Source organism: Rathayibacter sp. VKM Ac-2803 (assembly GCF_009807175.1).
GTDB lineage: Bacteria > Actinomycetota > Actinomycetes > Actinomycetales > Microbacteriaceae > Rathayibacter.
Genome location: NZ_WUCD01000001.1, coordinates 1,564,821 through 1,590,228, shown reverse-complemented (window position 1 = coordinate 1,590,228; position 25,408 = coordinate 1,564,821). Strand labels below are relative to the sequence as shown.

The window sequence follows — 25,408 nt, the reverse complement described above, 5'->3', positions numbered from 1 at the left end:
AAACCTAGCCTCGCCGTCCGACGGCGGCCTGAGCGCCGGTCAGCGGTACTCGCAGACGACGAGGTTCTCGACGTCGCGGGTGAGCGTCGGCTCGCCGCCCAGGAGGAACGCGTAGTTCTTCGAGTTCGTGGCCATGAAGTCGGTCGTGTAGTCGTGGACGCAGTCGCGCTCCGTCAGCAGCACGGACGAGCCGAGAGCGGCCGCGCTCGTCGCGCCGGACAGGGCGTCGGCGAACGAGTCGCCGGCCGCGAAGAACACCGTGTCCTGCAGCAGCGACTGCGGGTAGGCGCGGTTGAGCCGGACGCTGGTGTCGTGGCGGTTCGAGCCCGCGATCCGCGACACCGTCTCGGCGAGGCCGCGGCGGGTGAAGTCGTCCTGGTACGCCTCGGAGATCGAGGGTCCGCCGCCGATGAACTCCGCGTGCCCGGGGTCGAGATCCTGCAGCGCCGCCTCGGTCGGGGTGTCGACTGTGGAAGTCGCGCCGTCGACGAGGAGCACGGGCTCGCCGCGCCAGCCGGCGATCGGAGCGGCCGACAGAGCATCGGGGAAGTTCGTCCCCGTCGCCAGGAACACCTCGTCGTAGGGCCCCGTGCCGAAGGCGTCCGCGACGACCCTGCGGGACGTGTCGTAGCGGTCGCTGCCGCCGATGCGCGTCGTGTCGGACACGAGGGAGCGGACGGCGCCGAGGACGCCGGGGCCGACGCTCAGATCGCTGCCCACGACGATGACCCGCGCCGGGTCGAGGCGCCGGATCTCGTCGGCGACGACGGCGGGGAGGCGGTCGGGATCGGTGAGCAGCAGCGCGCCACCCTGCGCCGCGGCAGCCGGAGCCGCGCTGAGCGCGTCCGGCCACTTCGCCCCGCTGGCGAGGTAGAGGACGGGGATGCCGGGCGAGAAGACCGCGCTGGTCGCCGCGACCGAGGTCGCGTACCGGTCGGACCCCGCCAGGCGCCCGGTGTACCAGAGGTAGTCGTCGTCGAGCTCGAGATCGATCCCCCCGGTGCTGCCGCCGATCGCGACGGCGACGGTGCTCGCGTCGCCCGACCGGCGCACGTGCTCCCAGTACGTGTCGTCCACGACTCCGTACTGCGTCGACGCCCTGACCAGGTACTCGCCGGCGACGACCGAGGGGAAGGAGTAGGGATCACCGCCGTACACGCGGAGGTCCTGCGAGTCCGTCCGGTAGAAGGCGCCGTTGGAGGGCTCGCGGTACCAGAGGTCGACCCGGCGGTCGCCCGAGAGGCCGCCGACGGTGCCCGAGAGCGTCCCGAGCCGCGACGTGCGCAGCTCGATACCCGACGCCGGCGCCTCCAGCGGCTGCGCGCCGACCGCGATCGCGCTCCCGCCGTACCAGAGGGACGCGTAGGTCGGGTAGTTGTCGCGGACGAGGAGGAAGTAGGTGCGACCGGCGGTCAGCCCGCCCGCGGTGAAGGTCAGGTCGTTCGCGACCTCGTACGTCCCGACCGCACCGTCGGCGGCGGTCCAGACCTCGACCGAGAGGAACGTGTCGCGCGGGAGGGTCGTGGTGAAGGATCCGTCCGCCTCCTCGAGGAGCACCGTGCCCGTGATCGACGCGGTGGCGCTCGCGAGGCTGCTCGCCTCCGCCTGCGTGCGGGCGGCGGCGCTCGGCGGAGAGTCGGGCAGCGGAGTCGTCGCGCTCGGCTCCCAGGCGTGCTCGCCCGCGGGCACGATCGCCTGCGCGGGGGCCGACAGCTCGTCGGCGGAGGCGACCACCGGCGCCTCCGGCAGCGGCTCGGCCGACGCGGCGGGGCTCGCGGAGACGGCGAGGACGAGAGCGAGGACCGCGGCCGCGGCCGATCGGAGCGAGAGCTGGGACACGGCGGAGTGCCCTTTCGAACGGTCCCGGGCGAGCGGGAGGCGGAGGGGTGCTCGCCCATGCTAGGGCCGGGCCGACCGGGCCGTGCGAGTGGTGTCAGAGGTGCAGGTGGGTGCTCGCCCACCGTCGCCCCGTCGCCGCGCGGAGATCCTCGGCGAGCGCCGCCGCGACATCGGCGGGGTCCAGTGCGGCCGGCCCGGCCACGTCCAGCACGATCGCGAGCCCGCCGATGGCGACCGAGTCGCGGAGGTCCCAGTCGCCCATCGGCGAGCGGAATCCGCAGGAAGCGCACGTCAGGGTCGGCTCCGTTCCCTCCCACCAGGAGCGGAGAGCGGGTTCGGCCGCGCCGGCGTCGACGCGGAGGCCGCACGACGGGCAGGCCGGGTCGGTGGTGCCGTCGCCGATTCCGTGCACCTCGCGGGTTGCGAGGATCACGAGCGTGCCCCCGGTGAGGAGCGCGAACCGCGCCCGTGCGGCCGCCCCGAACACGAGCGCGCGCTGCCCCTCGTGCATCCGGTCGGTGGAGGTCCCTCCCTCATCCGTCCATCCGGAGGAGGAGAGCAGCCCGTCGAGCGCCGATCGCGCCTCCGCGACCTCGCCGCTCGCGACGTCGAGGTCGACGACGATCTCGCGATGATCCCCCACGCGCTACTCCCCGCCCGCCGTCACCAGGATCTCGTCCCACTCCCCCTCGGGCCGCTCCCAGCGGAACCCGTGCCGCTCGTAGAGCCGGCGCGCGGCACTCCCCCGCAGCACGTCGAGGCGGAACGGACGGTCGCCCAGCGCCTCCTCGGCCATCACCCGGCGCAGCACGGCGCCGCCGATCCCGCGCCCCTGCACCGACGGGTCGAGGTAGAAGTGCTCGATCCACACCGCGTCGTCCTCGACCCGCGCCGCGATGCAGCCGACCGCGACTCCGTCGAGCTCGACGATGCGGGTGTGCTCGGGCCGGTACCCGTCGGTGAAGCGCCGTCGCACCCGGTCGGCGTCGTAGCGGTCGAGCCGCTCGAGATCGGGCCGCATCACGACGGCGCGCAGCTCGGCGATCCAGTCCGCGTCCGCACCGTCGCCCGGCCGCAGCGAGAACTCAGCGCCCACGGGGCTTCCGCGTCCGCCGCACGACCGCCTTCGGAGCACCGGGACGGCTCGGCTTCTTCTTGCCGCCGCCCGCCTTCTCGGCCGCCTCGCGCGCCTCCCGGGCCTTCGCCTTGGCGGCCTTCGCGCGCGACTCCACGCGCGGGGTGGCGGCGGTGCCGCGCGTGGTGGTGGCGCTGCGGCCTCGGACGACACCGATGAAGTCCTCGATGTCGTCGCTCTTCTCCTCCGTCAGCCAGGCCAGGCGGACCGAGGTCGGCGCGACTCCCTCCACAGGCACCGCGACGACGTCCTTGCGGCTGTGCACCCGCGCGACCGACTGGGGCAGGATCAGCACGCCCACGCCCGCCGCGACCTGCTCGACCGCATCGTCGAGCGTGCGCAGCACCGGGAGCGGCCGACGCGAGCCGTCGGCGATCTCGACGGCGAGCGCCGCCCACTCCGGCACCTGCGACGGCTCCTGGAGCAGGTGCTCCTCGGCCAGGTCGGCGACCTCGACGGCCTCGGCGTCGGCGAGCGCGTGCTCGCGCCAGAGCACCGCGACGGGCTGCTCGTCGTAGAGGTGGATCGAGCTGACGGCGGGAGAGACGACGTCGCCGCGGACGAACGCGAGGATCGCGCGGCCGTCGCGGAGCACCTCCTCCTGCTCGTGCTCGCCGATCACCGTGATGCGCAGCGGCAGCTCGGGGCGGCGCTGGCCCCACACCCGGGTCCACTTGGTCGGTGTCACCCCGGGGACCAGCGAGACGGCGAGGACCGGCCCGGTGTCCACGACGGTGTCGAGATCCTCCGGAGCCGCCTCGTGATCGGTGGTCTCCGGCTCGTCGCTCATCGCTCCAGGGTAGGCGGTCGACCGGGCGCCGGTAGGGTTGCCGCATGGCCAAGGCGACACAGACGATGAAGGCTGCGACCGCGGCGAAGAAGCTCCAGATCTTCCTCCCCGCGACCCCGGAGGAGTTCCAGCAGTCCGCGATCACGCGCGAGCAGTACGACGCGCTGGTCGAGAGCCCGCCGGCCTGGCTGACCGAGCTGCGCGAGAACGGGCCGCACCCGCGCCCCGTCATCGCCTCGCGGCTGAACGTCTCGATCTCGGGTCTGGCCCGCGGCGGCGTCACCGAGGCCCTCACGACCACCGAGATCCAGGCGCTGCTCGACGAGGTGCCCGAGTGGCTGCGGGTCGAGCAGAACCGCTACGCGGAGGTGCGCCGCGAGCAGGCGCGCATCAAGGCCGAGCGCGCCGCCAAGACCGCCGACTAGCGGGGCCGAGGGCCGTGGTGCGCGCCTCCCTCGTCACGACCGTCGCCGACGCTCTCCTCGACGAGATCGTCAGCGGCGCGCTGCCCGTCGGCTCCGAGCTGCCGAGCGAGGCCGACCTCGCCGAGCGGCACGATGTGAGCCGGGTCACGATGCGCGAGGCGCTCAAGCGCCTGCAGGGCCTGGGCGTGCTCGACGCGCGCCGGGGCAAGCGCGGCGTTGTGAATCCGACGACGCTCTGGACGGACGTCGGCCCGGTGCTCCGCGCGATCGCGCACGGCGCCGACGTCGGAGCGGCCGAGCTGCAGCTCATCGAGGTGCGCGAGATGCTCGAGTGCGGGGCCTGCGCCCTCGCGGCGACGCGGCGCACCGAGTCCGACCTCCAGCGGCTCGATGTCCTCGTCGAGCGGATGCGGGGAGCGCACGAGCACGAGGACGTCGCCGCGTTCGTCGAGGCCGACATCGCGTTCCACGACGTGATCCTCGCGGCGACGGCCAACGCCTTCGTCGGAGTCGTCTTCGCCCCCCTCTCCCGCGTCCTGCGCGAGAAGCGGGAGCAGACCTCGGCGATCCCGCGGATCCAGCGCCATGCGATCGAGCAGCACGCGGCGATCGTCGCGGCTCTGCGCACCGGCGACGCCGAGGAGTCCCGTCGGGCGATGGCCGCGCACATGGCGCAGACGGCCGAGGACTTCCGCACCCTCGTGCTGCCGACCCTCCGATGACCGTCATCGACGACGCTTGACGGCTCGGTCGCGGCTTGTAAGATATCTGCTATCAGCTACAAGGGAGTGATGATGGTGGAAGAGGCACGCGTGATCGAGGGCTGGCCCGATCGCATCGAGGTCGAGGCGCGGACGGTCGCCGCCGAGGTCGCCCGGTCGCGCCGAGTGCTCGTGGTGCTCGATGACGATCCGACCGGCACGCAGTCGGTCTCCGACCTCCCCGTGCTGACCTCCTGGGACACCGACGACTTCCTCTGGGCCTTCGAGCGCGACGCCGCCGCCGTCTACGTCCTCACCAACACGCGGAGCCTCGACCCCGGCTCCGCCGCCGCCCGCAACCGCGAGGTCGTGGCGCACGCGAGCGCCGCCGCCGCCGAGCTCGACCTGGCGATCGGCTTCGTCAGCCGGGGCGACTCCACCCTGCGCGGCCACTACCCGCTCGAGACCGACGTCATCGAGGAGACCCTCCGCTCCGTCACCGGTCGCGGCTACGACGGCGTCGTCATCGTCCCCGCGTTCCCCGACGCGGGCCGGGTGACCATCGGCGGCGTCCACTACATGCGCGGCGACGACGGGCTGACTCCGATCGCCGAGACCGAGTTCGCGCGCGACGCGACCTTCGGCTACCGCTCCTCCGACCTCGCCGACTGGGTCGAGGAGAAGACCGGCGGGCGCTGGGCCGCCGCCGATGTCCTCCGCCTCGATCTGGCCACCCTGCGCGGAGGCGTCGACGGCATCGTCGAGGCGCTCCTCCCCCTCGGTGACGCGCGGCCCGTAGTCGTGGACGCCCTCGTCGAGGACGACCTGCGCCTCCTGGCCCTCGGCCTCTCGCGCGCGGAGGAGGCGGGGAAGACCCTCCTCTACCGCGTCGGCCCGCCGTTCGTCCGGGCCCGCATCGGCCAGGAGGTGCGCGCGCCCCTCACCGCCGCGGAGATCTTCCCCGGCGACCCCTCCGGCGATCTCGCCCGCGGCGGCCTGGTCGTGGTCGGCTCGCACGTCGGCCTCACCTCGCGCCAGCTGGGCGTGCTCACAGCGCGAGGCGGGCTGGTGGCCACGCTCGAGATCGACATCGACGCCGTGCTCGACCCCCTGCGGGCCGAGGCCCACCTGGGCGAGGTCGTCGCGGAGGCGGTCGCGGGTCTCTCGGCCGGCGACGTCGCGGTGCACACCAGCCGCACACTCCGCCGCACCGACGACGCCGACGAGAGCCTCGACATCTCGCGCCGCGTCTCGGCCGCGGTGGTGAGCGTCGTCCAGGGGATCCTCGAGCGCACCCGCCCCCGCTTCGTGATCGCGAAGGGCGGCATCACCTCGAGCGACGTCGCCTCCGCGGGCCTGCGGATCCGTCGCGCGATCGTGCGCGGACCGATGCTTCCCGGGATCGTCTCGCTCTGGGAGCCCGTCGACGGACCCGCGGCGGGGATCCCCTACATCGTGTTCGCGGGCAACGTCGGAGGCGACGAGTCGCTCGCCGACGTCGTCGCCGTCCTCACCGCTCCGACCATCACTCTCTCGAACGGACACTCCTCATGACGTCAGCATCCCCGTACCGCGTCGCCGTCCTCGGACTCGGCGCGATGGGACTCCCCATGGCCACCCGCCTCGCCGGCGAGCTCATCGTGCACGGCTTCGACATCGCGCCGGCCCGCCTCGAGCTGGCGGCCGACGCCGGCATCACGCCCTTCGACTCCGCCCGTGGAGCCGTCGAGGGAGTCGACGCCGTCCTCCTCGCCGTGCGCAACGGCGAGCAGCTGCGCGAGGTGCTCTTCGGCGAGGCCGGCATCGCCGAGGCACTGACCCCCGGCGCCGTCGTCGTCATGACCAGCACCGTCGGCATCGCCGATGTGGTCGACGTGGCGAGCCGACTCGAGCAGAGCGGCGTGCACCTCGTCGACGCCCCGCTCTCGGGCGGGCCGGTGCGCGCCGGAGCCGGAGACCTGCTGATCGTCGTCGGCGCCGCTCCCGAGGCGCGCGAGAAGGCGCAGCCCGTGCTCGACCTGCTCGCTTCGACCCTCTCGGTCATCGGCGACCGTGCGGGCGACGGTCAGGCCTTCAAGACCGTGAACCAGCTGCTCTGCGGCGTCCACATCGCCGCGGGCGCCGAGGCGCTCGCCCTGGCCGAGGCGCTCGGGCTCGACGCCGCCGCGACGCTCGAGACCCTCTCCGCCGGAGCGGCCGGCTCGTTCATGCTCGGCAACCGCGGCCCGCGGATGCTGCAGGCCTACGACGAGGAGGGCGCCGAGGTGCTGAGCCGCCTCGACATCTTCGTCAAGGACATGGGCATCGTGACCTCGGCCGCGCGCGACTCCGGACTGTCGACTCCGGTCGCCGCCGCCGCCGAGCAGCTCTTCCTCCTCGGCGCCGCGCACGGCCTCGCCGCCGCCGACGACTCCGCCGTCATCCGAGTCATCGCCCCCACCCCCGTCACCCCCTGATCCGCCCCACGGGATGCTCGCTCACGCGCCGGACTGCTCGTCCGCGGCGCCGGGCACGCCGACCCAGGAGCCGGTCGCGGCCGCGTCGAGCACGGCCTCGGTGATCAGAGCCGCGCGGAGTCCGTCGTCGAAGGTCGGCAGACCCTCGACCTCGGCTCCGGCCACGGCAGCGTAGGTGTCGCGGGCGAAGGCGTTGAAGGCGTCCTGGTAGCCCATCGGGTGCCCGCTGGGCACGATCGAGAGCCGCGCGGCGTCCGGAGCGAGGATCGCCGCGTCGCGCGGGACGAGCGCTGCGCTGTCGCGCCGACCCACCCAGAGCGTCTCGGGGAGCTCCTGCTCGAAGCGCAGCGACTCGTCGAGCCCCGAGACCTCGAGCACGAGCTCGTTGCGGTGCCCGGCGGTCACCTGCGAGACCAGGAGGGTGCCCACGGCACCGCCGGAGAGCCGGACGATCGCGCCCGCCACGTCCTCCGTCTCGACCGGCCTGCCGCCCCGCTCGGCGTGGATCGTGCTCGTGACCGAGGCGAGCGATTCGATGCGCTCTCCCGTCACGAACTCCAGCAGATCGACAAGGTGCGAGCCGATGTCGCCGAAGGCGCGCGAGCGCCCGCCCGAGGCCGGGTCGACCCGCCAGTCGTCGTCTGAGGCGCCCAGCAGCCAGTCCTGCAGGTAGCTGCCGCGCACGGTCACCAGGCGCCCGGTCTCGCCCGCGGCGACCCGGGCCCGCGCCTCGCGGACCATCGGGTGGAACCGGTAGGCGAACGGGACCGCGGCGACGATGCCGGCGGAGGCGGCGGCCCGCGCGAGCGAGCGCGCCTCCTGCACCGACGCCGCCAGCGGCTTCTCGCAGACGACGTGCTTGCCCGCCGCGATCGCCGCGAGCGCGAGCTCGGCGTGCGAGGCGTTCGGCGTGCAGACGTGCACGAGGTCGATGTCGTCGTCCTCGATCAGTGCCCGCGCGTCGGAGTGGGAGCGCTCGAAGCCGAGCTCGCCCGCCGCCCGCTCGCCCTTCTCGGGGCTCGAGGAGGCGATGCCCGCGAGCACCGCTCCGGCACTGCGCGCCGCGCGGCTGTGCACGGCGGCCATGAAGCCGCCGCCGAGCACCCCGACGCGCAGGGCGGCCATCAGACCAGCGTCGCTTCGGTCGGATCCCAGCCCTCCGGCAGCGCGGGACGCGGCGCGACGGTGCTCTCGACGAGCACCTTCTCGCCGGTCTCGGCGGCCTCGAGGAGCGAGAGCATCACATCGGTGACGTGGTAGGCGAGGTCACCGGAGGCGGCCTCGGGCCGGTCGGCGCGGATCGCGCGCGCCAGCTCGAGCACCCCCGTGCCGCGCGAGGCGGTGGATCCCGTGGCCTGGATGACCTCGGGCTCCTTCGTGCCGCGGCGGTAGAGGGTGATCTCGCCGTCGTGCATGTTCGGGTCGGGCAGGACGAGGGTGCCCTCCGAGCCGTTGATCTCGACGAAGCCCATCCGCAGCATGCTCGACTCGAAGCTCCAGACGCCCTGCGCCGAGGCGCCCGACTCGAAGCGGAGCAGCCCGCCGATGTGGGTCGGGATGGTCACCGGGAACTCGGTGCCCTCCTTGGGTCCGGAGCCGACGACGCGGGTCGCGCGCGCCTGCGACGAGACCGCCGTGACGCTCTCGACCGGTCCGAGGTTCTGCACGAGGGTCGTGATGTAGTACGGCCCCATGTCGAGCAGCGGGCCGCCGCCCTCGGTGAAGAAGAACTCGGGACTCGGGTGCCAGCCCTCGGGGCCGGGGCCCTGGAACAGCGTGATCGCCGAGAGCGGCGTGCCGATCGCTCCGCTCTCGATGATGCGCTGCGCGGTCTGCAGACCGGCACCGAGGAAGGTGTCGGGCGCCGTGGCGACGCGCAGTCCCTTCTCCTTCGCGAGGGCGAGCAGCTCGACTCCGCTGTCGCGGTCGAGCGAGAAGGGCTTCTCGGTCCAGACGTGCTTGCCGGCCTCGACGGCGCGGCGGGCGACCTCGACGTGCGCGGCCGGGATCGTCAGGTTGACGACGATCTCGATGCCGGGGTGCGCGAGGAGCTCGTCGACCGATCCCGACCCGGGGACACCGAACGCCTCGGCCTGCGCCTTCGCGCGCTCGAGGTCGATGTCGGCGACGAACAGCACCTCGAGGTCGGGGAAGGTGGTGAGGTTGGTGAGGTACTGGGTGCTGATGTTGCCCGCACCGATGACGCCGACGCCGGCGCGGCCCGAGCCGCTCATGCGTCGATCCCGGTGACGTAGGCGTAGGCGGTGGTGAGGCCCTCGAAGACGTCGCCGGCGTAGGCGTCGAACTCGAGCACGGGGAGCGCCTGCGGGGCCGCGGCGAGCACCGCGGGGATGTCCATCGCGCCGGAGCCGGCGGGCAGCTGCGCCTCCGTGTCCCTCGAGACCGGCCCGTCCTTGATGTGCAGGAAGCGGACCTTGTCGCCGAGGCGGCCGAGCACCTCGACCGGGTCGTCACCGCCCACGGCCGCCCAGTAGGTGTCGAGCTCGAGGAGCACGCGCGGATCGAGCAGGGTCGCCAGGTGCTCGTAGGCGCTCGTGCCGTCGACGCGGTTCTCGAACTCGAACCAGTGGTTGTGGTAGCCGAGCGTCAGCCCGCGCGAGGCGGCGGAGTCGACGAGCGCGTTGAGGTCGTCGGCGATCGACTTCACGTCGTCGGCGCTGGTCCAGCGGGCCGGGTCGACGTGGGGGTCGATGACGGTCTGCACGCCGAGCGAGGCGGCGACGTCGAGGATCTCGTCGACGGAGGTGCCCTCCTGCGGTCCGAGGAGGCGCGCGTGGGCGCTCGGGGCGGTGAGCCCGCTGGCGGGGAGGGCGGTGCGGTAGCCCTCCGCGAGGTTCACGAAGTCGAAGAGCTCGACCTTGGCGAGTCCGATACCGGCGAGCCGGTCGAGGGTGGCGGGCAGGTCGGCGGCGAGAGGCTCGCGGACCGAGTAGAGCTGGACGGAGAGGTCTGTGGGTGATGCCACCGGGAGTGCTCCTGATTCGACGTCGAAAGGATGGTGGTCCGACCCTACGGCGACTTCTGTCGGTGGACAAGCAGAACTTGACCGGCGAGGGCTTAGAAGTCCTCGAGTTATGAGCAGAAGGCCCGCCCCTGTGGTTGACTCTCGCCATGCCACCCCGCCGTCGACCCGTGAGCGCGGCCGGCGAGCTGCTGCTGCTCCTCTCCGACGGAGTCGCCCGCACCCGCGCCGACGTCGCCGCCGAGACCGGCGCCCACCGCGCCGCCGTCTCGGCGCAGCTCGACGCCCTCACCGACGCGGGTCTCGTCGTCCGCCGCGACGACGCCCCCTCCTCCGGCGGCCGCCCCGCCGCGCGCGTCGCCCTCGACCCGGGAGCCCGGCACCTGCTCGCGATCGACCTCGGCGCGGCGCACGCGACGATCGCCGTCACCGATCTCGACGGGAGCGTCCTGGCCGAGCGGCGGGAGGCCATCGCCATCGCCGACGGTCCGCACGTCGTCCTCGAACACGCCCTCGACGTCGCCGACGCGCTGCTCGCCGGGATCCCCGGAGACGCGCCACTGGCAGGAGTAGGCGTCGGCGTCCCCGGCCCCGTCGAGCACGCGACCGGCCGGCCGGTGAAGCCGCCGATCATGCCGGGCTGGGACCGCTTCGACATCCCCGCCTTCGTCGGCGGCCGCCTCCCCGTGCCCGTCCTGGTCGACAACGACGTGAACCTCCTGGCCCTCGGCGAGCACGCCGACCGCTTCCGCGACGTCGACGACCTCCTCTACCTGAAGGTGTCGACGGGCATCGGTGCCGGCATCGTCAGCGGAGGCGTGCTCCAGCGCGGCGCGCTCGGCGCGGCCGGCGACCTCGGTTACGTGAAGGTGCCCGGCGACCGCGGCGAGGCCGACCTCGAGGCGATCGCGAGCGGCTCCGCCCTCGCGCGCCGCCTCTCCGTCTCGAGCACCTCCGACGTGGTCGCCCTGCTGCAGGCGGGAGACGCCTCCGCCGTCGAGCTCACCCGCGCCGCCGGCCGCGACATCGGCGAGGTGCTGGCGATCTGCGTCAATCTGCTGAACCCCTCCGTCATCGTGATCGGCGGCAGCATCGCGGAGGCGAGCCTCGAGATCCTCGCCGGCGTCCGCGAGGTGGTCTACCGCCGCTCCCTGCCGCTGGCGACCCGCTCGCTCGACATCCTCCCCTCCTCCGCCCGCGGCGCCTCCGGAGCCCGCGGCGCCGCCCTGATGGTGCGCCGCCACCTGCTCTCCCCCGCGCAGGTGGACGCGTTCCTGGCCGCTCAGGGCCGGGTGTAGTCGAACTGCAGGCGCATCCGGTCGCCGCGGAACACGATCGTCGAGTACTCGAACGCGACGCCGGCCCGACTCGAGATGACATCGGTGAGCTGGAGCGCCGGATCTCCGCGGTGCAGGCCCAGGAGCTGCGCGTCCGCCTCCCCCACGGCCACGGCCTCGAGCCCCTCCGACACGTCGTGCATGTCGAGCGCGAAGTGATCCTCGAGCACCACGCACAGCTGCTCGCCGACGACGTCGAGCCCGTCGAGCGTCGGAGCGAGCGCGGCCGGCACGAACGAGCGGTGCACGCTGAGGGGTTTGCCGTCGACCGAGCGGAGGCGCACGATCGCGAAGACCTCGTCGGCCGCGGTGAGCCCGAGCCGCTTCTGCACTCGGCCCGGAGCGACTCCGCGCGCGAGCGAGACGAGCCGCGTCGAGATGGAGTAGCCGAGCACCTCGAGCTGCTCGCGGATGCCGCGGTACGCCGGCGAGACCGCGCTGATCTTCTCGGGCGCGACGAAGGTGCCCTTGCCCGGGACCCGCACGACGAGCCCGTCCGCTGCGAGCTTGTTGAGCACTCCCCGCACGGTCATGCGACTCAGCCCGTACTCGCGGTTGAGCTCGTTCTCGGAGGGGACGCGCCCGCCGTCCGCCCATTCACCGCTCGCGATCCGCGCCTGCAGGATGTCCTCGAGCTGCTGGTAGATCGGGACGGCGGAGTTCCGATCGATGACCTCGGCCATGCTCCGTCTCCTCTCGGTCGTTGCCCAGCCAGTCAAGCGCAATCCTACTTGTATAGGGCGGTATAGGCAGGTACAGTCCGTAACCGTGCGCCGCAACGATGCGGTGCAGTACGACTCACGAGGAAGTGAGGCACGCCCCCGTGGACGTCTCCACCCGCACTCTCACCCGCGCTGCCCGGGGCGACGGCTACGCCGTTCCCGCGGTCAACGTCTTCGACGAGATCAGCATGCGCGCCGTCATCGCGGCCGCCGAGCGCACGAGCGCGCCGCTGATCGTCCAGATCTCGACGAAGACCGTCCGCACGGCGGGCTGCTCCTTCATCACCGCCCTGTTCGCGGCTCTCAGCCGCGACGCGACCGTGCCGATCGCCCTCCACCTCGATCACTGCCCCGACCGGGCGGTGATCGACGAGGTCGTGGCCGCGGGCTGGTCCTCCGTCCTCTTCGACGCCTCCGACCGCGGCTTCGACGACGCCGTCCGCGAGACGGAGGAGGTCGTCGAGCAGGCGCACGCCGCCGGGGTCGACGTCGAGTCCGAGATCGAGAACATCCTCGGAGTCGAGGACGGCGTCGGGAGCGACGACGCCCAGCACGCCTACTCCGTGGAGCAGCTGGCCGAGGTCGGCGAGCGGACCGGTGCCGACCTGCTCGCCCCGCAGCTCGGCACGAGCCACGGGCTCTACAAGGCCGACCCCGAGATCCTCCCCGAGCGCGCCGCCGCGCTGGCGGCCCTGACCGACCGGCCGATCGTGCTGCACGGAGGAACCGGCCTCGCCGAGGCCGACTTCCGCGCGTTCATCGACGCGGGCGTCTCGAAGATCAACATCTCGACCGCGGTCAAGCACGCCTACATGCAGGCGTCGCTCGCGCACCTCGAGAGAGCGCGCGACTCCGACTCCTGGGACCCGCCCAAGCTGATCGTCGACATCTCAGCCGCGGTGACCGACACGATCGCCGAGCACATCGCGTGGTTCGGTGCCGAGGGCCGGGCGAGCGCGCGATGACCCGTGCGCTGATCTTCGACTGCGACGGCGTCCTCGCCGACACGGAGCGCGACGGCCACCTGCCCGCCTTCAACGAGACCTTCGAGCACGCGGGACTGCCCGTCCGGTGGAGCGAGAGCGACTACGCCGAGGTGCTCCGCATCGGCGGCGGCAAGGAGCGGCTCGCCTCCCTGCTCACCCCCGAGTTCGTCGAGCGGGCCGGTCTGCCGGAGGGCCAGGAGGAGCAGCAGGCGCTGATCAAGGACTGGCATGCGGAGAAGACCCGCCGCTACACCGCCATGGTCCGCTCCGGAGCGATGCCCGGACGGCCCGGGATCGTCCGGATCGTCGCCGAGGCGCTCGACGCGGGCTGGCTCCTCGCCGTCGCCTCCACGTCGGCCGAGGCATCGGTGCGCGCGGTGCTCGAGCACGCCGTCGGCGACAGCACCGCCTCGCGCTTCGCGGTCTTCGCGGGCGACGTCGTGCCCCGCAAGAAGCCGGCGCCCGACATCTACGAGCTCGCGCTGACGTCGCTCGGGGTCGACCGGGCCGACGCCGTCGTCGTCGAGGACAGCGCCAACGGGCTGCGGGCGGCCGTCGCGGCCGGCCTCACCACGGTCGTCACGGTCAGCAGCTTCACCGCCGAGGAGGACTTCTCCGGCGCCGCGCTGGTCGTCGACAGCCTCGGCGACCCTCCGACGCAGCCGGCCCACGTGCTGCAGAACCCCAGCGGCATCGAGGTCGGCGACCGCGTCGACCTCGGCACCCTGACCACCCTCCTCACCCGCTGACCACTCCGATACGAGGACCCCTCATGAGCACCGACACCGAGACCCGGCTCGAATCCACCGTCCGACTGATCGCGCAGACCTGCGTCGACAACGAGAAGTACTTCTGCGACCTCGACGCCGTCGCCGGTGACGGCGACTTCGGCTACTCCCTCGCCCGCGGGTTCGAGAAGGTGCTCGCCGAGTTCGACACCTTCGACCGCTCCGATCTCGGCGCCTTCCTGCAGAAGGTCGCCACGACCATGAGCGGGCGGATCGGCGGCACTTCGGGTCCCATCTGGGGCACCGCGTTCCTCCGCGCCGCGATCACGATCAAGGGCAGGCACGAGCTGGAGGCGGCCGACGTCGTCGCCATGCTCCGGGCCGCGATCGAGGGCATCAAGAAGCGCGGAGGCGCCGACCTCGGCGACAAGACCCTCCTCGACGCGCTCGTGCCGATGACCGACGCGATCGAGGCCGACGCCGCCGAGGGCGCGCCCTCCGCCGAGATCGCCCGCCACGCCGCCGAGGTCGGCCGCTCCGCCGCCGAGGCGACCTCGTCGCTCGAGGCCCGCCGCGGCCGCGCTTCCTACACCGGCGAGCGGAGCATCGGCTCGCCCGACCCCGGCGCGATCGCGATGGCCGTGCTGGCCGAGCGCATCGCCGACACCTGGTGACCCTCCGAACCCGACCACCCCTCCCGACTCCCAGACCCACGATGAAGTGAGGAACCACCCATGAAGAAGTTCGTCAACGACCCCCAGGCGTTCGTCCCCGAGATGCTGAAGGGTCTCGCCCTCGCGAACCCGGACACGCTCGTCTACGACCCGCAGTACAACCTCGTGCTCCGCGCCGATGCGCCCAGCGACGCGAAGGTCTCGATCGTGCAGGGCTCCGGCTCGGGTCACGAGCCCGCCCACGTCATGATCGTCGGCAAGGGCATGCTCGACGCGGCCTGCCCCGGCGACGTGTTCGCCGCGCCTCCGACCGACTACGTCACCGAGGCCGCGCGGCGGGTGAACAGCGCGAAGGGCGTGCTGCTGCTCGTCAACAACTACACCGGCGACAAGATGGCCTTCGAGATGGCGGAGGAGATCGCCGACGCCGAGGGCATCAAGGTCAGGACGCTGTTCATCGACGACGACGTCGCGGTGAAGGACTCGACCTACACGATCGGCCGCCGCGGAGTGGCCGGCAACTTCTTCGTGATCAAGGCGGTCGGAGCCGCGTCCGAGGCGGGCGCCGAGCTCGACGAGGTCGTCCGCGTCGGCGAGAAGGTCAACTCGGTCACCCGCACGATGGGCGTCGCGCTCACCGCCTGCACTCCGCCGTCGAAGGGCTCGCCCCTGTTCGAGCTCGGTGACGACGAGATCGAGCTGGGAGTCGGCATCCACGGCGAGCCCGGCCGCGCCCGCCAGAAGATCGTGCCCGCGAACGAGATCGTCGACCTCCTGCTCGACCCGATCATCTCCGATCTGCCCTACTCCGACGGCGACGAGGTCGCGCTGATGATCAACGGCCTCGGCGGCACCCCGATCTCGGAGCTCTACCTCCTCTACGGCATCGCCCACGAGAAGCTCACCGCGCTCGGCATCAGGCCCGTGCGCAGCTACGTCGGCGAGTACTGCACCTCGCTCGACATGGCCGGCGCCTCGATCACCCTCGTCAAGCTCGACGACGAGATCAAGGAGCTGCTCGCGGCTCCCGCCGAGATCCCGATCCGCACCTTCTGAGCAGGGGGACACCACCATGAGCACCGAGAGGATCGGCGACTCCCTGAGCCTCGCCGACGCCCGCCGCGTCATCGACGCCGCGGTCGCCAAGGCGGAGGAGATCGGCCAGCCCCAGGACATCGCCGTCGTGGACGCCGGCGGCCATCTGAAGGCGCACGTGCGGATGGACACCGCGAACATCGGCAGCATCTCGATCTCGATCAACAAGGCCTACACCTCGATCGCGTTCCAGACGCAGACGCGGGATCTCACCGAGGCCACCCGGCCCACCGGAGACCTGTTCGGCCTGAACGACGCCCACGGTGGCCGTCTGGTCGTCTTCCCCGGCGGGATCCCCCTGGTCCGCGACGGCCGCATCGTCGGCGCGATCGGAGTCTCGACCGGCTCGATCGAGCAGGACCAGACCGTCGCCGAGGCCGGCGCCGCCGCGTTCTGACCAGGAGACGGGGCCGTCCAGCGGCGGCCCCGTCTCGCGGTCGGCGAACGCCCGTCCTCGGCGTGCCGATTGGGCTCGGCGACAGAACCGGCGCAGACTTGATCGGTGCCCGATCTGCAGCTCTCGTTCCCCTGGGAGACGCAGCCCGTCTTCGTGGACGCCGAGCCGCCGCACCTGAAGCGCGTCGTCGCGAACTCGACCGACCGCGTCGCCTGGCTCCGTGCCCGCTCCCGCGGCATCACCGCGACCGACGTCGCCCGCCTCTCCTCCCCCGCCGCCATCGACAAGGCGGCGCTCGACAAGCTCTACGGCACGGGCTTCGGAGGCAACGCCTTCACCGATCACGGCCGGGCGCGCGAACCCGAGATCGCCGCCTGGGTCCGCCGCGAGCACCTCATCGAGCCCAGTAGCGCCCTCTTCCACGCGAGCCAGGAGCGGCGCCACCTGGCCACGCCCGACGGCATCGGCCTCCGTGACGACGGGCGTCTCGAGCTCTGCGAGATCAAGACGACCTCCAAGCCGTGGAAGAGCATCCCGCGCCACTACCTGCGCCAGGTCTTCTGGCAGCAGTACGTCCTCGGCGCCGAGCGCACCCTGGTCGTCTGGGAGCAGCACCGCGACTTCGTCCCCGTCGACGCCGAGCCCGAGTGCCGCTGGGTCGACCGCGACGAGGACGAGATCCACATGCTCGTCCGTCTCGCCGGGATGCTGATGGCCGAGCTGCACGAGAGAACGCGCGCAGGCCGACGGTGACCGTCCTGCTCCTCCACGGCCTGGGCGGCGACCGCTCCCAGCCGCTCGGACTCCTGCGCGCGGCGCTGCCGGCCGGAGTCGAGGTGATCGCGCCCGACGTGCGCGCGCACGGCGCCTCCGACCTGCTCGGCTCGGCCGGCGACTTCTCGCTCGACTCCCTCGCCGACGAGGTCACAGAAGAGGTCGTCCGCGCCGGAGCCGCGCACAAGCCGCTCACCGTCCTCGGCATCTCGATGGGGGCCGCGATCGCGCTGCGGCTGGCCAGCCGCAAGGTGCTCCCGATCGACCGCGCCGTCTTCGTGCGCCCCGCCTTCACCGCCGAGCCGCTGCCCGAGAACCTCTCGGTGTTCCCCGTCATCGCGCAGCTCCTGCACGACCACGGCGCCAAGCGCGGCGAGCGGATGTTCCGCGCCTCCGGCCTGTTCCAGCGCGCCGCCGACGTCTCGCCGGCCTCCGCGGAGGCACTGGTCGGCCAGTTCCGCGCCGACCGCGCCGCAGAGCGCGCCGTCCGCCTCGCCGAGATCCCCCGCAACTCCGCCTACCGCGACTCGGGCGAGCTCGCCGGCGTGATCGCGCGCACGCTGGTGATCGCGGCCGAGAGCGATCCGGTGCACCCGATCGCGGTCGCGGAGCAGTGGGCTAGATCTCTTCCGGATGCGGCATTCGAGCGGGTCCCGGCCCGCGACGAGGGTCTCGCCCGTCAACAGGAGCAGATCCGCGGGCACGTGCGCGGCTGGCTCGCGCAGCGCTGAGCTCCTCGAGCGCCAGCACGCTCCCCACGATCGCCAGCCATAGCACCGCGATCGCGGTCGCCACGAACTCGAGCGTGCCTCCGACGCCCATCCAGACCCGGAGGAGCGAGAGCATCGCCCCGATGCCCGCCACCACCGCGACCGTGATGCCGGCGACGAGCGACAGCCGCGCGACTCCCGGCCGCTCGCGCGCCGTCGACAGCTGCAGCATCGCCAGACAGGCCGCCGCGAAGCCGAGGACGGCCGCCGAGGTGTGCACGAGGTCCTGCCAGCTGAAGGTCGGGCCGACCGGAAGCGGGCAGCCCGCGGTGCACGTCACCTGCGAGGCGAGGGCGAAGCAGCCCGACGCCAGGAGCACCACCACGGCGGGCGGCAGAGCGCGCAGGAGCCGCGTCCGCACGCTCCACGCGCCGATCGCAGTCAGGGTGCCGCCGGCCGCCACCAGGAGGAGCGCCACGCGGAAGGTCCCGGCGGTCGCCATGTCGGGCGCGCCCATCTCGCTGACGTAGACCCAGCGACTGGTTCCGATGCTCACCCGTGCCGCGAGGAGCAGTGCCAGCCCCGCCAGGACGAGCAGCGAGCCGGCCGTGAGGAGTGAGATCCTGGCTCGTCGTCGCTGCACCCCCTCATCGTGCCAGACGGCCGCTGAGCGAGTGCTCCACCTCCCCTCCGGGGGTCACACCGGCAATCTTCTCCGGCGGGTGACACCGCCGTAACAGCCCGGACTCATTACCTCGATTGACTGGGCGCGGCACTCGGAAGCGGGGTCCGGGGGCGGATTCCGTCGTCCCCTCCCGCTCGAAGCACCACCGGGGCGCGACAGGAAGGGTGATGATGCACAGCAGTGCACTCGGGCACGGCCTCACGATCGGGGAGATCCCGGAGGAGGTCGTCCTTCCGGACACCATGACGGCGGCCGTCATCGACGCGCCCGGCGACGCCTCCGTCCTCCACCTCGCGACGGTGCCCACCCCCACGGCCATCAACGCCGAGTTCACCGTCAAGGTGATCGCGGCCGGAGTGAACCCGCTCGACGCGAAGACGCGCGCGGGTCGCGGGGTCGCCTCGCAGATCGCCTCGTACCCGGCCGTGCTGGGCCACGACTTCTCGGGTGTCGTCGTCTCGAGCCCCTACCCGGCCCACTCGCTGCGGCCGGGCGACGAGGTGTACGGCTTCGTGATGGTGCCCCGCTACTCCGGCTCGTACGCCGAGTACGTGAGCGTGCCGAGCGTCTCGATCGCCCGGAAGCCGACGACCCTCTCGCACGTCGAGGCGGCGGGCGTCCCCCTCGCCGCGCTCACGGCCTGGGGCATGGTCGTCGAGCTGGCGAAGGCGCACGAGGGCCAGCGGATCCTGATCCACGCGGGGTCGGGCGGAGTCGGCCACTTCGCGGTGCAGTTCGCCGCCTACTTCGGCGCCTCCGTCATCGCGACCGGATCGACGCGCAACCTGCAGTGGCTGCGCGAGCTCGGCGCCGCCCAGGTGATCGACCACACGGCGGAGCGGTTCGACGAGATCCTCGACGGCGTCGACGTCGTGATCGACCTGGTCGGCAACGTGCACGACAGCACCGGCTCGCGCTCGCTGACGGTGCTGCGACCCGGCGGTCTGATCGTCAACGCGCCGACGGGCAGCTGGCCCGAGTTCTTCCAGGAGTCGGCGGTCGCCGGAGTGCGCGCCTCGACCTACAAGGTCGCCCCCGACGGCGCCACGCTCGCGGTGATCTCGCGCCTGCTCGAGTCGGGCGACGTCCGCGTCTTCATCGACGGCATCTTCCCCCTCGCCCGCGCCTGCGAGGCGCACGAGCAGCTCGAGACCGGCCACACCCGCGGCAAGATCGTCCTCACCGTCGCCGAGGGCTGACCCGACACCCCTCGCCGAGGGGTTCCCTCACTCGCTGCCTGCTGCCTGCTGCCTGCTGCCTGCTGGTGGGGCGTATCGAGACCCACCATCGCTCAGAGGCCGCGCTCCAGCACGAAATCCTCCTCGTAGCGCCCACCCACGAGGAACCGCTTCGTCCCCACGACCTCGAAGCCGTGCTTCGCGTAGAAGCGGCGGGCCCGCTCGTTCTCCTGGTTCACGCCGAGCCAGACCCCGCGAGCACCGCTCTGCCGTGCGTTCTCGATACTGGCGGTCATCAGCCGGGCGGCGACGCCCGAGCCGTGCCGGGCGGGCAGGGCGTAGCACTTGCTCAGCTCGACGCTCGGCCGGTGGGTGATCGCGGAGGCGGCGTCCGCGTCGGCCGGCTCGCCGCGGAGGAGCATGGTGTACCCGAGCGCCCCGGTCTCGTCCTCGGCGACGAACAGCACCCGGGCCTCATCGGCCAGGTACTCGCGGAACCGCTCGACCGACAGCACCGTGCGGATGAAGTCGGCCTTCGCCTCCTCCGTCGTGTGCGGCGGGCAGGCGAGCGGGAAGGTGATCGCCGCGACGGACGACAGTGCGGTGGCATCGGAGGCGACGGCGCGGCGGATCGTCACGGACGAGGGGGAGGGATCGGACACGCCGACCAGTATGCCCGCCGCGGGGAGCACCCCCGGAGACGACGAAGGAGGGGGCCCGCCGAAGCGGACCCCCTCCCTGTCACTGCCGAGCCGAGGCTCAGGAGAGGACGTTCACGTCCAGCGGGATGCCGGGGCCGAAGGTCGTCGAGACGGCGGCCTTCTGGATGTAGCGACCCTTCGAGGAGGAGGGCTTGAGGCGGTTGATCTCGTCGAGAGCCGTCTTGAAGTTCTCCTGGAGCTGCTCCTCGGTGAACGCGGCCTTGCCGACGACGAGGTGCACGTTGGCGTGCTTGTCGACGCGGAACTCGATCTTTCCGCCCTTGATCTCGTTCACGGCCTTGGCCACGTCCGGGGTCACGGTGCCGGTCTTCGGGTTGGGCATGAGGCCGCGGGGGCCGAGCACCTTGCCGAGACGACCGACCTGGCCCATGAGCTCCGGCGTCGAGACGGCGGAGTCGAACGCGACGTATCCGCCGGCGACCTTCTCGATGAGCTCGGCGCCGCCGACCTCGTCGGCGCCCGCAGCGATCGCGGCCTCGGCGGCCGGACCGGTCGCGAACACGATGACGCGGGCGGTCTTGCCCGTGCCGTGCGGGAGGATGACCGTGCCGCGGACCATCTGGTCGGCCTTGCGCGGGTCGACACCGAGCTTGAGGGCGACCTCGACGGTGCTGTTGAACTTGGCGGAACCGGTCTCGCGAGCGAGCGCGACGGCCTCATCGGCCGTGTAGAACTTGCCCTCTTCGAGCTTGGCCGCGGCGGCCCGGTAGGCCTTCGACTTCTGTGCCATGTTGTTTCTCCTTGAAACGAGAATGTGGTTCTAGAGCCTGGCGGGCTCTCCCACGGGATGTTGGAGTTCTGTGTGTGCCGTGATCACGGCCGGGAGTGCTGCTCACGGGAGGCAGAGAGCTCGCGCGGAGGCTTGTCGAGGCAGCTGATGCGACCCCATCGAGGGGTCGCCGTTGCGTTGTCGAGGCTTCCGCGGCGAGTCCGCGCTCGTGAGCGCGGGGCTGCCGCCTGCGAGTAGCGCTTCGCGCTACTCGACAGTGATGCCCATGCTGCGAGCCGTGCCCGCGATGATCTTCGCCGCGGCCTCGATGTCGTTGGCGTTCAGGTCGGCCTGCTTCGCCTCGGCGATCTCGCGGACCTGCGCGCGGGTGAGCTTGGCGACCTTCACGGTGTGCGGGGTCGACGAGCCCTTGGCGACGCCGGCAGCCTTCTTGATGAGCTCCGCGGCGGGCGGGGTCTTGAGGATGAACGTGAACGAACGGTCCTCGTAGACGGTGATCTCGACGGGGATGACGTTGCCGCGCTGCGACTCGGTCTGCGCGTTGTACGCCTTGCAGAACTCCATGATGTTGACGCCGTGCTGACCGAGCGCCGGACCGATCGGGGGCGCGGGGTTCGCCGCGCCGGCCTTGATCTGGAGCTTGATCAGGCCGGTGACCTTCTTCTTGGGGGCCATTCAGGATTCCTTTTCTCAGGGTTCGAGCGGTGGGGGTTCCCGGCCGCTCTCCCGCGCACCCGACGGAGTCGGATCGCGGTGGAGGAGGGTCGGACGGCGCGCACGCGAACGGGGCGCCGACACGAAAACCCACACGAGCTTACACGTCGCAGCCCTCCCCCGACAGGGCTGAGGAGGAGCCGGAACGCAGAACGCCCCCTCCGGCACTGCGGAGGGGGCGTTCGAGCGCGACGGCGAGCGTCAGAGCTTGGTGACCTGGTCGAACGACAGCTCGACGGGGGTCTCGCGCTCGAAGAGCGACACCAGCACCGTGAGCTTGCCGCTCTCGGGCTTGATCTCGCTGATCGATCCGGGCAGACCCGCGAACGAGCCCTCCTTGATCGTGATGGTCTCGCCGATCTCGAAGTCGACCTCGGCGGGCAGCACGCGCTGCGTCTGCTTCTGGCCCTTGACGCCGGACGCCTTGGACGGCGCGACCTCCTTGATCTCGACGAGGCTCTTCAGCATCGTGAAGGCCTCCTCGAAGCGCAGCGGAGTCGGGTTGTGGGCGTTGCCCACAAAGCCGGTCACGCCGGGGGTGTGGCGGACGACCGACCACGAGTCCTCGTTGAGGTCCATGCGCACCAGCACGTAGCCCGGGATGCGCACGCGGGTGACCATCTTGCGCTGGCCGTTCTTGATCTCGACCACGTCCTCCATCGGGACCTGGACCTCGAAGATGTAGTCCTCGGCCTCGAGCGAGACCTTGCGGTTCTCGATGTTCGACTTCACGCGCTTCTCGAAGCCCGCGTAGGAGTGGATGACGTACCACTTGCCCATCTTGCCGCGGAGCTCGGTGCGGAACGCCTCGTAGGGGTCGATGTCGGCGACGTCCTCGCCCGAGTCCTCAGCGTCCTCCGCAGCGACCTCGGCCTCGTCCTCGACGGCCTCGAGGGCCGCTTCGGCCTCCTCGACGGTGTCGATGTGCGCGGCCTCGTCGACGGCCTCGTCGGCCTCGGGGTCGTCGACCGAGCCGATCGCGTCGAGCGCCGCCTCCAGGTCGGAGGCGAGGTCGTCCTCGGACTCGTTCTCGTCGATGACGCTCAGGGCGCCCTCCTCGGCAGGCTCGATGGCGTCCTCAGCCTGGGCGAGGGTCCCGCCCTCCTGCGCCTCGTCGACCTCCGACGACTGCTCGGCAGCCGTCGCCCAGTCGACGTCGTCGCGGTTTCTGTCAGACACTCGTAACTCTCTCTCGTTCGATCCGGTGCGCACCCGTCGGGTCGCGCACCGCTGTCGCCGGCGTCCGCCGCTCTCGCGATCGCGGACGCCTCCGGGCTCAGGTGGCGGGTGTGCCGAACACGTAGGTCACGGCCAGCGCGAACACCCAGTCGAGGAACGAGACCAGCGCCATCATGATGACGACGAAGATCAGCACCACCACGACGTAGTTGCCCAGCTCCTTGCGGGTCGGCGTGACGACCTTCTTCAGCTCGGCGATGACCTGCCGGATGAAGAGGGCGATTCTCGCGAACGGATTGCGCCGCGCGGCTCGCTGCTGATTCGCGATCGCGACGACGTCCTCGCTCGGCTCGTCGACTGCTTTCCCGGCCACCTGCACGCACCTTTCCCGCACCGGAACCTCCGGTGTGGCCGGCCGCCCATGGGGCGGCCCTGGACCGATGTCCGCTGCATCGCGGGGACCGCGTGCGACGGGCATCGATGTGCAGGGCGGACAGGGCTCGAACCTGCAACCTGCGGTTTTGGAGACCGCTGCTCTACCAATTGAGCCACCGCCCTATGGATGCCGTTGCGGGCATCCGAGGAGGAATCGGACCCTGCTCCACCCGGCGGCGGACCCTCTCGGGCGCTGCGAATCGGGGCAGAGTTCGACTACCTCGGACGAGTGTACGTGGCCCTGTGGGGCGTGTCCAGCTGAGCGGCGGGCGTCGGATGGAGCCTCTCGCGCGCAGAGGATACGCTGGCGATCGTGCCCTCCCCCACTCGCATCTCCGCCCGCATCGCCGCCATCGCCGAGTCCGCGACCCTGAAGGTCGACGCGAAGGCGAAGGCGCTCCAGGCCGAGGGGCGCCCCGTCATCTCGTACGCCGCGGGCGAGCCCGACTTCCAGACGCCGCAGCACATCGTCGAGGCGGCGTCGGCGGCGGTGCTCGACCCGAAGAACTACCGCTACACGCCCGCCGCCGGCCTCCCGGACCTCCGCCGTGCCATCGCGGACAAGACGGCGCGCGACTCCGGCTGGGCGGTCGAGCCCTCGCAGGTCGTGGTGACCAACGGCGGCAAGCAGGCCGTCTACCAGGCGTTCCAGACGCTCCTCGACGAGGGCGACGAGGTGCTCGTCCCCACTCCGTACTGGACCACCTACCCCGAGGCCATCAAGCTCGCCGGAGGCGTGCAGGTCGATGTCTTCGCCGGCGCCGACCAGGGCTACCTCGTGACGGTCGAGCAGCTGGAGGCGGCGCGCACCGAGCGCACCAAGGTCCTCCTCTTCGTCTCGCCGTCGAACCCCACCGGCGCCGTCTACTCGGCGGAGCAGACCGCCGCGATCGGCGAGTGGGCCGAGGAGCACGGGCTCTGGGTCATCGCCGACGAGATCTACCAGAACCTCGTCTACGCGACCGAGGGCCAGGACGACGCGGCTCCCCTCGAGAGCGCCACCTCGATCGTCGAGGCCGTGCCCGCGCTGCGCGACCGCACCATCCTCGTCAACGGAGTCGCGAAGACCTACGCCATGACCGGCTGGCGCGTGGGATGGATGGTCGGCCCCGCCGACGCGATCAAGGGCGCCGCCAACCTGCAGTCGCACCTCTCGAGCAACGTCTCGAACATCTCGCAGCGCGCCGCGATCGCCGCCCTCACCGGGCCGCAGGAGCCCGCGGAGGAGATGCGCCGCGCCTTCGACCGCCGCCGCCGCACGATCGTCGCCGAGCTGAACGCCATCGACGGAGTCGAGTGCCCGACCCCCGGCGGCGCCTTCTACGTCTACCCCGACGTCCGGGGCCTGCTGAACCGCGACTGGCGCGGCACCACACCGACGACCTCGCTCGAGCTGGCCGACCTCATCCTCGAGCAGGCCGAGGTGGCCACGGTGCCCGGCGAGGCCTTCGGTCCCAGCGGCTACCTGCGCCTCTCGTACGCCCTCGGCGACGACGCGCTCCTCGAAGGCGTGAAGCGCCTGCAGGAGCTGTTCCGTTAGGCCTCTCTCCTCCTTCGTCGTCGATCGGCCGCGGTCGGCTCGGTAGCGCGGTCGCGTTCCGCAGAGCGTCCTGCGTCCGCGCACGGCGATGCTTCTGAGCCTCTCTCCTCCTTCGTCGTCGATCGGCCGCGGTCGGCTCGGTAGCGGGGTCGCGTTCCGCAGAGCGTCCTGCGTCCGCGCACGACGAATCGCTGACACGCGATTCGCCGGTTGCGCTCGGCCTTGCGCTCTCCCCTGCCAGGCGAGCGCGTCGCCGGGGGCGCCCTCCCCCTGCTGATCGAGTAGCCCGCGCAGCGGGCGTATCGAGATCCACCACCGTCGGAAGTCCCACACTCAGGGCCGCACTGCTGACACTGGTGGGTCTCGATACGCCCTGCCGGGCTACTCGACCAACGAGGGAGGAGGCCGCCAGCCAGCTTGCGGGGGTCTCTTCCGAGTGGATCGACCGGCGTCTGCAGGCGGGGGTCAGCAGG

At 71.9% G+C, this 25,408-nt stretch carries 28 protein-coding genes and 1 tRNA gene; 14 read left to right on the top strand and 15 right to left on the bottom strand.

From position 1 onward, the window contains the following. Window positions 1-39: 39 nt before the first annotated feature. The 4 genes from GRS96_RS07445 to GRS96_RS07430 all read right to left on the bottom strand — a co-directional run bounded on the left by GRS96_RS07445 (window position 40) and on the right by GRS96_RS07430 (window position 3,764). Window positions 40-1,839 (bottom strand): cell wall-binding repeat-containing protein, encoded by a 1,800-nt coding sequence (locus tag GRS96_RS07445; protein WP_159988153.1) that lies wholly within the window; start codon window positions 1,837-1,839, stop codon window positions 40-42. 94 nt (window positions 1,840-1,933) lie between these two features. Continuing rightward, complete coding sequence (locus tag GRS96_RS07440; protein WP_159988152.1) at window positions 1,934-2,482, bottom strand: hypothetical protein; 549 nt, start codon at window positions 2,480-2,482, stop codon at window positions 1,934-1,936. Window positions 2,483-2,485: 3 nt separating this feature from the next. Further along, window positions 2,486-2,935 (bottom strand): GNAT family N-acetyltransferase, encoded by a 450-nt coding sequence (locus GRS96_RS07435; RefSeq protein ID WP_236553581.1) that lies wholly within the window; start codon window positions 2,933-2,935, stop codon window positions 2,486-2,488. Then, window positions 2,925-3,764, bottom strand: a complete 840-nt coding sequence (locus GRS96_RS07430; RefSeq protein ID WP_159854295.1) for a LysR substrate-binding domain-containing protein — start codon at window positions 3,762-3,764, stop codon at window positions 2,925-2,927. Before GRS96_RS07430 ends, GRS96_RS07435 begins: the two co-directional genes overlap by 11 nt. Before the next feature lie 44 nt (window positions 3,765-3,808). Between GRS96_RS07430 and GRS96_RS07425 the strand changes: the two genes are divergently transcribed. From GRS96_RS07425 to GRS96_RS07410, 4 genes are all read left to right on the top strand, one after another. Beyond that, complete coding sequence (locus GRS96_RS07425) at window positions 3,809-4,189, top strand: DUF5997 family protein (RefSeq protein WP_159854297.1); 381 nt, start codon at window positions 3,809-3,811, stop codon at window positions 4,187-4,189. Window positions 4,190-4,206: 17 nt separating this feature from the next. After that, window positions 4,207-4,911 carry a FadR/GntR family transcriptional regulator gene (locus tag GRS96_RS07420; RefSeq protein ID WP_327437426.1) on the top strand — a complete coding sequence of 235 codons (705 nt, stop codon included), beginning with the start codon at window positions 4,207-4,209 and terminating at the stop codon, window positions 4,909-4,911. A gap of 72 nt (window positions 4,912-4,983) precedes the next feature. Beyond that, window positions 4,984-6,444 (top strand): four-carbon acid sugar kinase family protein, encoded by a 1,461-nt coding sequence (locus GRS96_RS07415; protein ID WP_159854301.1) that lies wholly within the window; start codon window positions 4,984-4,986, stop codon window positions 6,442-6,444. After that, window positions 6,441-7,346 carry an NAD(P)-dependent oxidoreductase gene (locus GRS96_RS07410; protein ID WP_159988151.1) on the top strand — a complete coding sequence of 302 codons (906 nt, stop codon included), beginning with the start codon at window positions 6,441-6,443 and terminating at the stop codon, window positions 7,344-7,346. The genes GRS96_RS07415 and GRS96_RS07410 overlap by 4 nt, the downstream gene beginning before the upstream one ends. Before the next feature lie 21 nt (window positions 7,347-7,367). On the opposite strand, the gene GRS96_RS07405 is transcribed toward GRS96_RS07410, so the two are convergent. From GRS96_RS07405 to GRS96_RS07395, 3 genes are read right to left on the bottom strand one after another with little or no spacing between them, the layout of a single operon-like run. Next, complete coding sequence (locus tag GRS96_RS07405; protein ID WP_159988150.1) at window positions 7,368-8,471, bottom strand: Gfo/Idh/MocA family protein; 1,104 nt, start codon at window positions 8,469-8,471, stop codon at window positions 7,368-7,370. Then, window positions 8,471-9,580 (bottom strand): Gfo/Idh/MocA family protein, encoded by a 1,110-nt coding sequence (locus tag GRS96_RS07400; RefSeq protein ID WP_159854307.1) that lies wholly within the window; start codon window positions 9,578-9,580, stop codon window positions 8,471-8,473. The genes GRS96_RS07405 and GRS96_RS07400 overlap by 1 nt, the downstream gene beginning before the upstream one ends. Next, window positions 9,577-10,332 carry a sugar phosphate isomerase/epimerase family protein gene (locus GRS96_RS07395; protein WP_159854309.1) on the bottom strand — a complete coding sequence of 252 codons (756 nt, stop codon included), beginning with the start codon at window positions 10,330-10,332 and terminating at the stop codon, window positions 9,577-9,579. The genes GRS96_RS07400 and GRS96_RS07395 overlap by 4 nt, the downstream gene beginning before the upstream one ends. A gap of 146 nt (window positions 10,333-10,478) precedes the next feature. On the opposite strand from GRS96_RS07395, the gene GRS96_RS07390 reads away from it, so the two are divergent. Then, window positions 10,479-11,627, top strand: a complete 1,149-nt coding sequence (locus GRS96_RS07390) for an ROK family transcriptional regulator (RefSeq protein WP_159854311.1) — start codon at window positions 10,479-10,481, stop codon at window positions 11,625-11,627. On the opposite strand, the gene GRS96_RS07385 is transcribed toward GRS96_RS07390, so the two are convergent. Further along, window positions 11,612-12,349, bottom strand: coding sequence for a GntR family transcriptional regulator (locus GRS96_RS07385; RefSeq protein WP_159854313.1), 738 nt, complete (start codon window positions 12,347-12,349; stop codon window positions 11,612-11,614). The two genes, GRS96_RS07390 and GRS96_RS07385, sit on opposite strands and share 16 nt — an antisense overlap. Window positions 12,350-12,489: 140 nt before the next feature. Here GRS96_RS07385 and GRS96_RS07380 point away from each other — a divergent pair, with 140 nt between their 5' ends. The 7 genes from GRS96_RS07380 (at window position 12,490) to GRS96_RS07350 (ending at window position 17,773) form a co-directional block, all read left to right on the top strand. Beyond that, window positions 12,490-13,353 carry a class II fructose-bisphosphate aldolase gene (locus GRS96_RS07380; RefSeq protein ID WP_204162054.1) on the top strand — a complete coding sequence of 288 codons (864 nt, stop codon included), beginning with the start codon at window positions 12,490-12,492 and terminating at the stop codon, window positions 13,351-13,353. After that, on the top strand, window positions 13,350-14,123 hold the full coding sequence (locus tag GRS96_RS07375) for an HAD-IA family hydrolase (RefSeq protein WP_159988149.1): 774 nt from the start codon (window positions 13,350-13,352) through the stop codon (window positions 14,121-14,123). The genes GRS96_RS07380 and GRS96_RS07375 overlap by 4 nt, the downstream gene beginning before the upstream one ends. Before the next feature lie 23 nt (window positions 14,124-14,146). Beyond that, window positions 14,147-14,776: a dihydroxyacetone kinase subunit DhaL gene (dhaL, locus tag GRS96_RS07370; RefSeq protein ID WP_159854319.1), complete on the top strand. Its 630-nt coding sequence runs from the start codon at window positions 14,147-14,149 to the stop codon at window positions 14,774-14,776. Between the two features lie 60 nt (window positions 14,777-14,836). Next, complete coding sequence (gene dhaK, locus GRS96_RS07365; RefSeq protein WP_159854321.1) at window positions 14,837-15,832, top strand: dihydroxyacetone kinase subunit DhaK; 996 nt, start codon at window positions 14,837-14,839, stop codon at window positions 15,830-15,832. A 16-nt stretch (window positions 15,833-15,848) separates the two neighbouring features. Beyond that, window positions 15,849-16,268 carry a GlcG/HbpS family heme-binding protein gene (locus GRS96_RS07360; protein WP_159854323.1) on the top strand — a complete coding sequence of 140 codons (420 nt, stop codon included), beginning with the start codon at window positions 15,849-15,851 and terminating at the stop codon, window positions 16,266-16,268. A gap of 114 nt (window positions 16,269-16,382) precedes the next feature. Continuing rightward, entirely contained in the window at window positions 16,383-17,021 is a 639-nt protein-coding gene (locus tag GRS96_RS07355; RefSeq protein WP_442966228.1) for a YqaJ viral recombinase family protein, read from the top strand. Next, window positions 17,018-17,773: an alpha/beta hydrolase gene (locus tag GRS96_RS07350; RefSeq protein WP_159854327.1), complete on the top strand. Its 756-nt coding sequence runs from the start codon at window positions 17,018-17,020 to the stop codon at window positions 17,771-17,773. The genes GRS96_RS07355 and GRS96_RS07350 overlap by 4 nt, the downstream gene beginning before the upstream one ends. On the opposite strand, the gene GRS96_RS07345 is transcribed toward GRS96_RS07350, so the two are convergent. Continuing rightward, window positions 17,661-18,395, bottom strand: coding sequence for a DUF998 domain-containing protein (locus tag GRS96_RS07345; RefSeq protein WP_159988148.1), 735 nt, complete (start codon window positions 18,393-18,395; stop codon window positions 17,661-17,663). The two genes, GRS96_RS07350 and GRS96_RS07345, sit on opposite strands and share 113 nt — an antisense overlap. A 212-nt stretch (window positions 18,396-18,607) precedes the next feature. Here GRS96_RS07345 and GRS96_RS07340 point away from each other — a divergent pair, with 212 nt between their 5' ends. After that, window positions 18,608-19,636 carry an NADP-dependent oxidoreductase gene (locus GRS96_RS07340; RefSeq protein WP_236553682.1) on the top strand — a complete coding sequence of 343 codons (1,029 nt, stop codon included), beginning with the start codon at window positions 18,608-18,610 and terminating at the stop codon, window positions 19,634-19,636. Window positions 19,637-19,728: 92 nt separating this feature from the next. Here GRS96_RS07340 and GRS96_RS07335 read toward each other — a convergent pair whose 3' ends face one another. From GRS96_RS07335 to GRS96_RS07310, 6 genes are all read right to left on the bottom strand, one after another. Beyond that, complete coding sequence (locus GRS96_RS07335; protein ID WP_159988147.1) at window positions 19,729-20,277, bottom strand: GNAT family N-acetyltransferase; 549 nt, start codon at window positions 20,275-20,277, stop codon at window positions 19,729-19,731. Between the two features lie 97 nt (window positions 20,278-20,374). Next, complete coding sequence (rplA, locus tag GRS96_RS07330) at window positions 20,375-21,067, bottom strand: 50S ribosomal protein L1 (protein WP_159854342.1); 693 nt, start codon at window positions 21,065-21,067, stop codon at window positions 20,375-20,377. A 246-nt stretch (window positions 21,068-21,313) separates the two neighbouring features. Next, on the bottom strand, window positions 21,314-21,742 hold the full coding sequence (gene rplK, locus GRS96_RS07325; RefSeq protein ID WP_159854344.1) for a 50S ribosomal protein L11: 429 nt from the start codon (window positions 21,740-21,742) through the stop codon (window positions 21,314-21,316). A 240-nt stretch (window positions 21,743-21,982) separates the two neighbouring features. Further along, a complete protein-coding gene (gene nusG, locus GRS96_RS07320; protein ID WP_159854346.1) occupies window positions 21,983-22,960 on the bottom strand; it encodes a transcription termination/antitermination protein NusG in 978 nt (325 codons plus the stop codon). Window positions 22,961-23,057: 97 nt separating this feature from the next. Further along, complete coding sequence (gene secE, locus GRS96_RS07315; protein ID WP_056041554.1) at window positions 23,058-23,333, bottom strand: preprotein translocase subunit SecE; 276 nt, start codon at window positions 23,331-23,333, stop codon at window positions 23,058-23,060. A 112-nt stretch (window positions 23,334-23,445) separates the two neighbouring features. Continuing rightward, window positions 23,446-23,518: transfer RNA gene (locus GRS96_RS07310), tRNA-Trp, on the bottom strand. 190 nt (window positions 23,519-23,708) lie between these two features. Between GRS96_RS07310 and GRS96_RS07305 the strand changes: the two genes are divergently transcribed. Further along, the gene (locus GRS96_RS07305) at window positions 23,709-24,935 is read left to right on the top strand and encodes a pyridoxal phosphate-dependent aminotransferase (protein ID WP_159854348.1); all 1,227 of its coding nucleotides are present in this window, start codon (window positions 23,709-23,711) and stop codon (window positions 24,933-24,935) included. Window positions 24,936-25,408 lie beyond the last annotated feature (473 nt).

Excerpts from the sequence above, each read along its gene's own strand:
- GRS96_RS07430 (WP_159854295.1), bottom strand. The coding sequence starts at position 3,764 with ATGAGCGACGAGCCGGAGACCACCGATCACGAGGCGGCTCCGGAGGAT.
- GRS96_RS07425 (WP_159854297.1), top strand. The coding sequence starts at position 3,809 with ATGGCCAAGGCGACACAGACGATGAAGGCTGCGACCGCGGCGAAGAAG.
- GRS96_RS07415 (WP_159854301.1), top strand. The coding sequence starts at position 4,984 with ATGGTGGAAGAGGCACGCGTGATCGAGGGCTGGCCCGATCGCATCGAG.
- GRS96_RS07410 (WP_159988151.1), top strand. The coding sequence starts at position 6,441 with ATGACGTCAGCATCCCCGTACCGCGTCGCCGTCCTCGGACTCGGCGCG.
- GRS96_RS07405 (WP_159988150.1), bottom strand. The coding sequence starts at position 8,471 with ATGGCCGCCCTGCGCGTCGGGGTGCTCGGCGGCGGCTTCATGGCCGCC.
- GRS96_RS07400 (WP_159854307.1), bottom strand. The coding sequence starts at position 9,580 with ATGAGCGGCTCGGGCCGCGCCGGCGTCGGCGTCATCGGTGCGGGCAAC.
- GRS96_RS07390 (WP_159854311.1), top strand. The coding sequence starts at position 10,479 with ATGCCACCCCGCCGTCGACCCGTGAGCGCGGCCGGCGAGCTGCTGCTG.
- GRS96_RS07385 (WP_159854313.1), bottom strand. The coding sequence starts at position 12,349 with ATGGCCGAGGTCATCGATCGGAACTCCGCCGTCCCGATCTACCAGCAG.
- GRS96_RS07375 (WP_159988149.1), top strand. The coding sequence starts at position 13,350 with ATGACCCGTGCGCTGATCTTCGACTGCGACGGCGTCCTCGCCGACACG.
- dhaL (WP_159854319.1), top strand. The coding sequence starts at position 14,147 with ATGAGCACCGACACCGAGACCCGGCTCGAATCCACCGTCCGACTGATC.
- dhaK (WP_159854321.1), top strand. The coding sequence starts at position 14,837 with ATGAAGAAGTTCGTCAACGACCCCCAGGCGTTCGTCCCCGAGATGCTG.
- GRS96_RS07360 (WP_159854323.1), top strand. The coding sequence starts at position 15,849 with ATGAGCACCGAGAGGATCGGCGACTCCCTGAGCCTCGCCGACGCCCGC.
- GRS96_RS07340 (WP_236553682.1), top strand. The coding sequence starts at position 18,608 with ATGCACAGCAGTGCACTCGGGCACGGCCTCACGATCGGGGAGATCCCG.
- rplA (WP_159854342.1), bottom strand. The coding sequence starts at position 21,067 with ATGGCACAGAAGTCGAAGGCCTACCGGGCCGCCGCGGCCAAGCTCGAA.
- rplK (WP_159854344.1), bottom strand. The coding sequence starts at position 21,742 with ATGGCCCCCAAGAAGAAGGTCACCGGCCTGATCAAGCTCCAGATCAAG.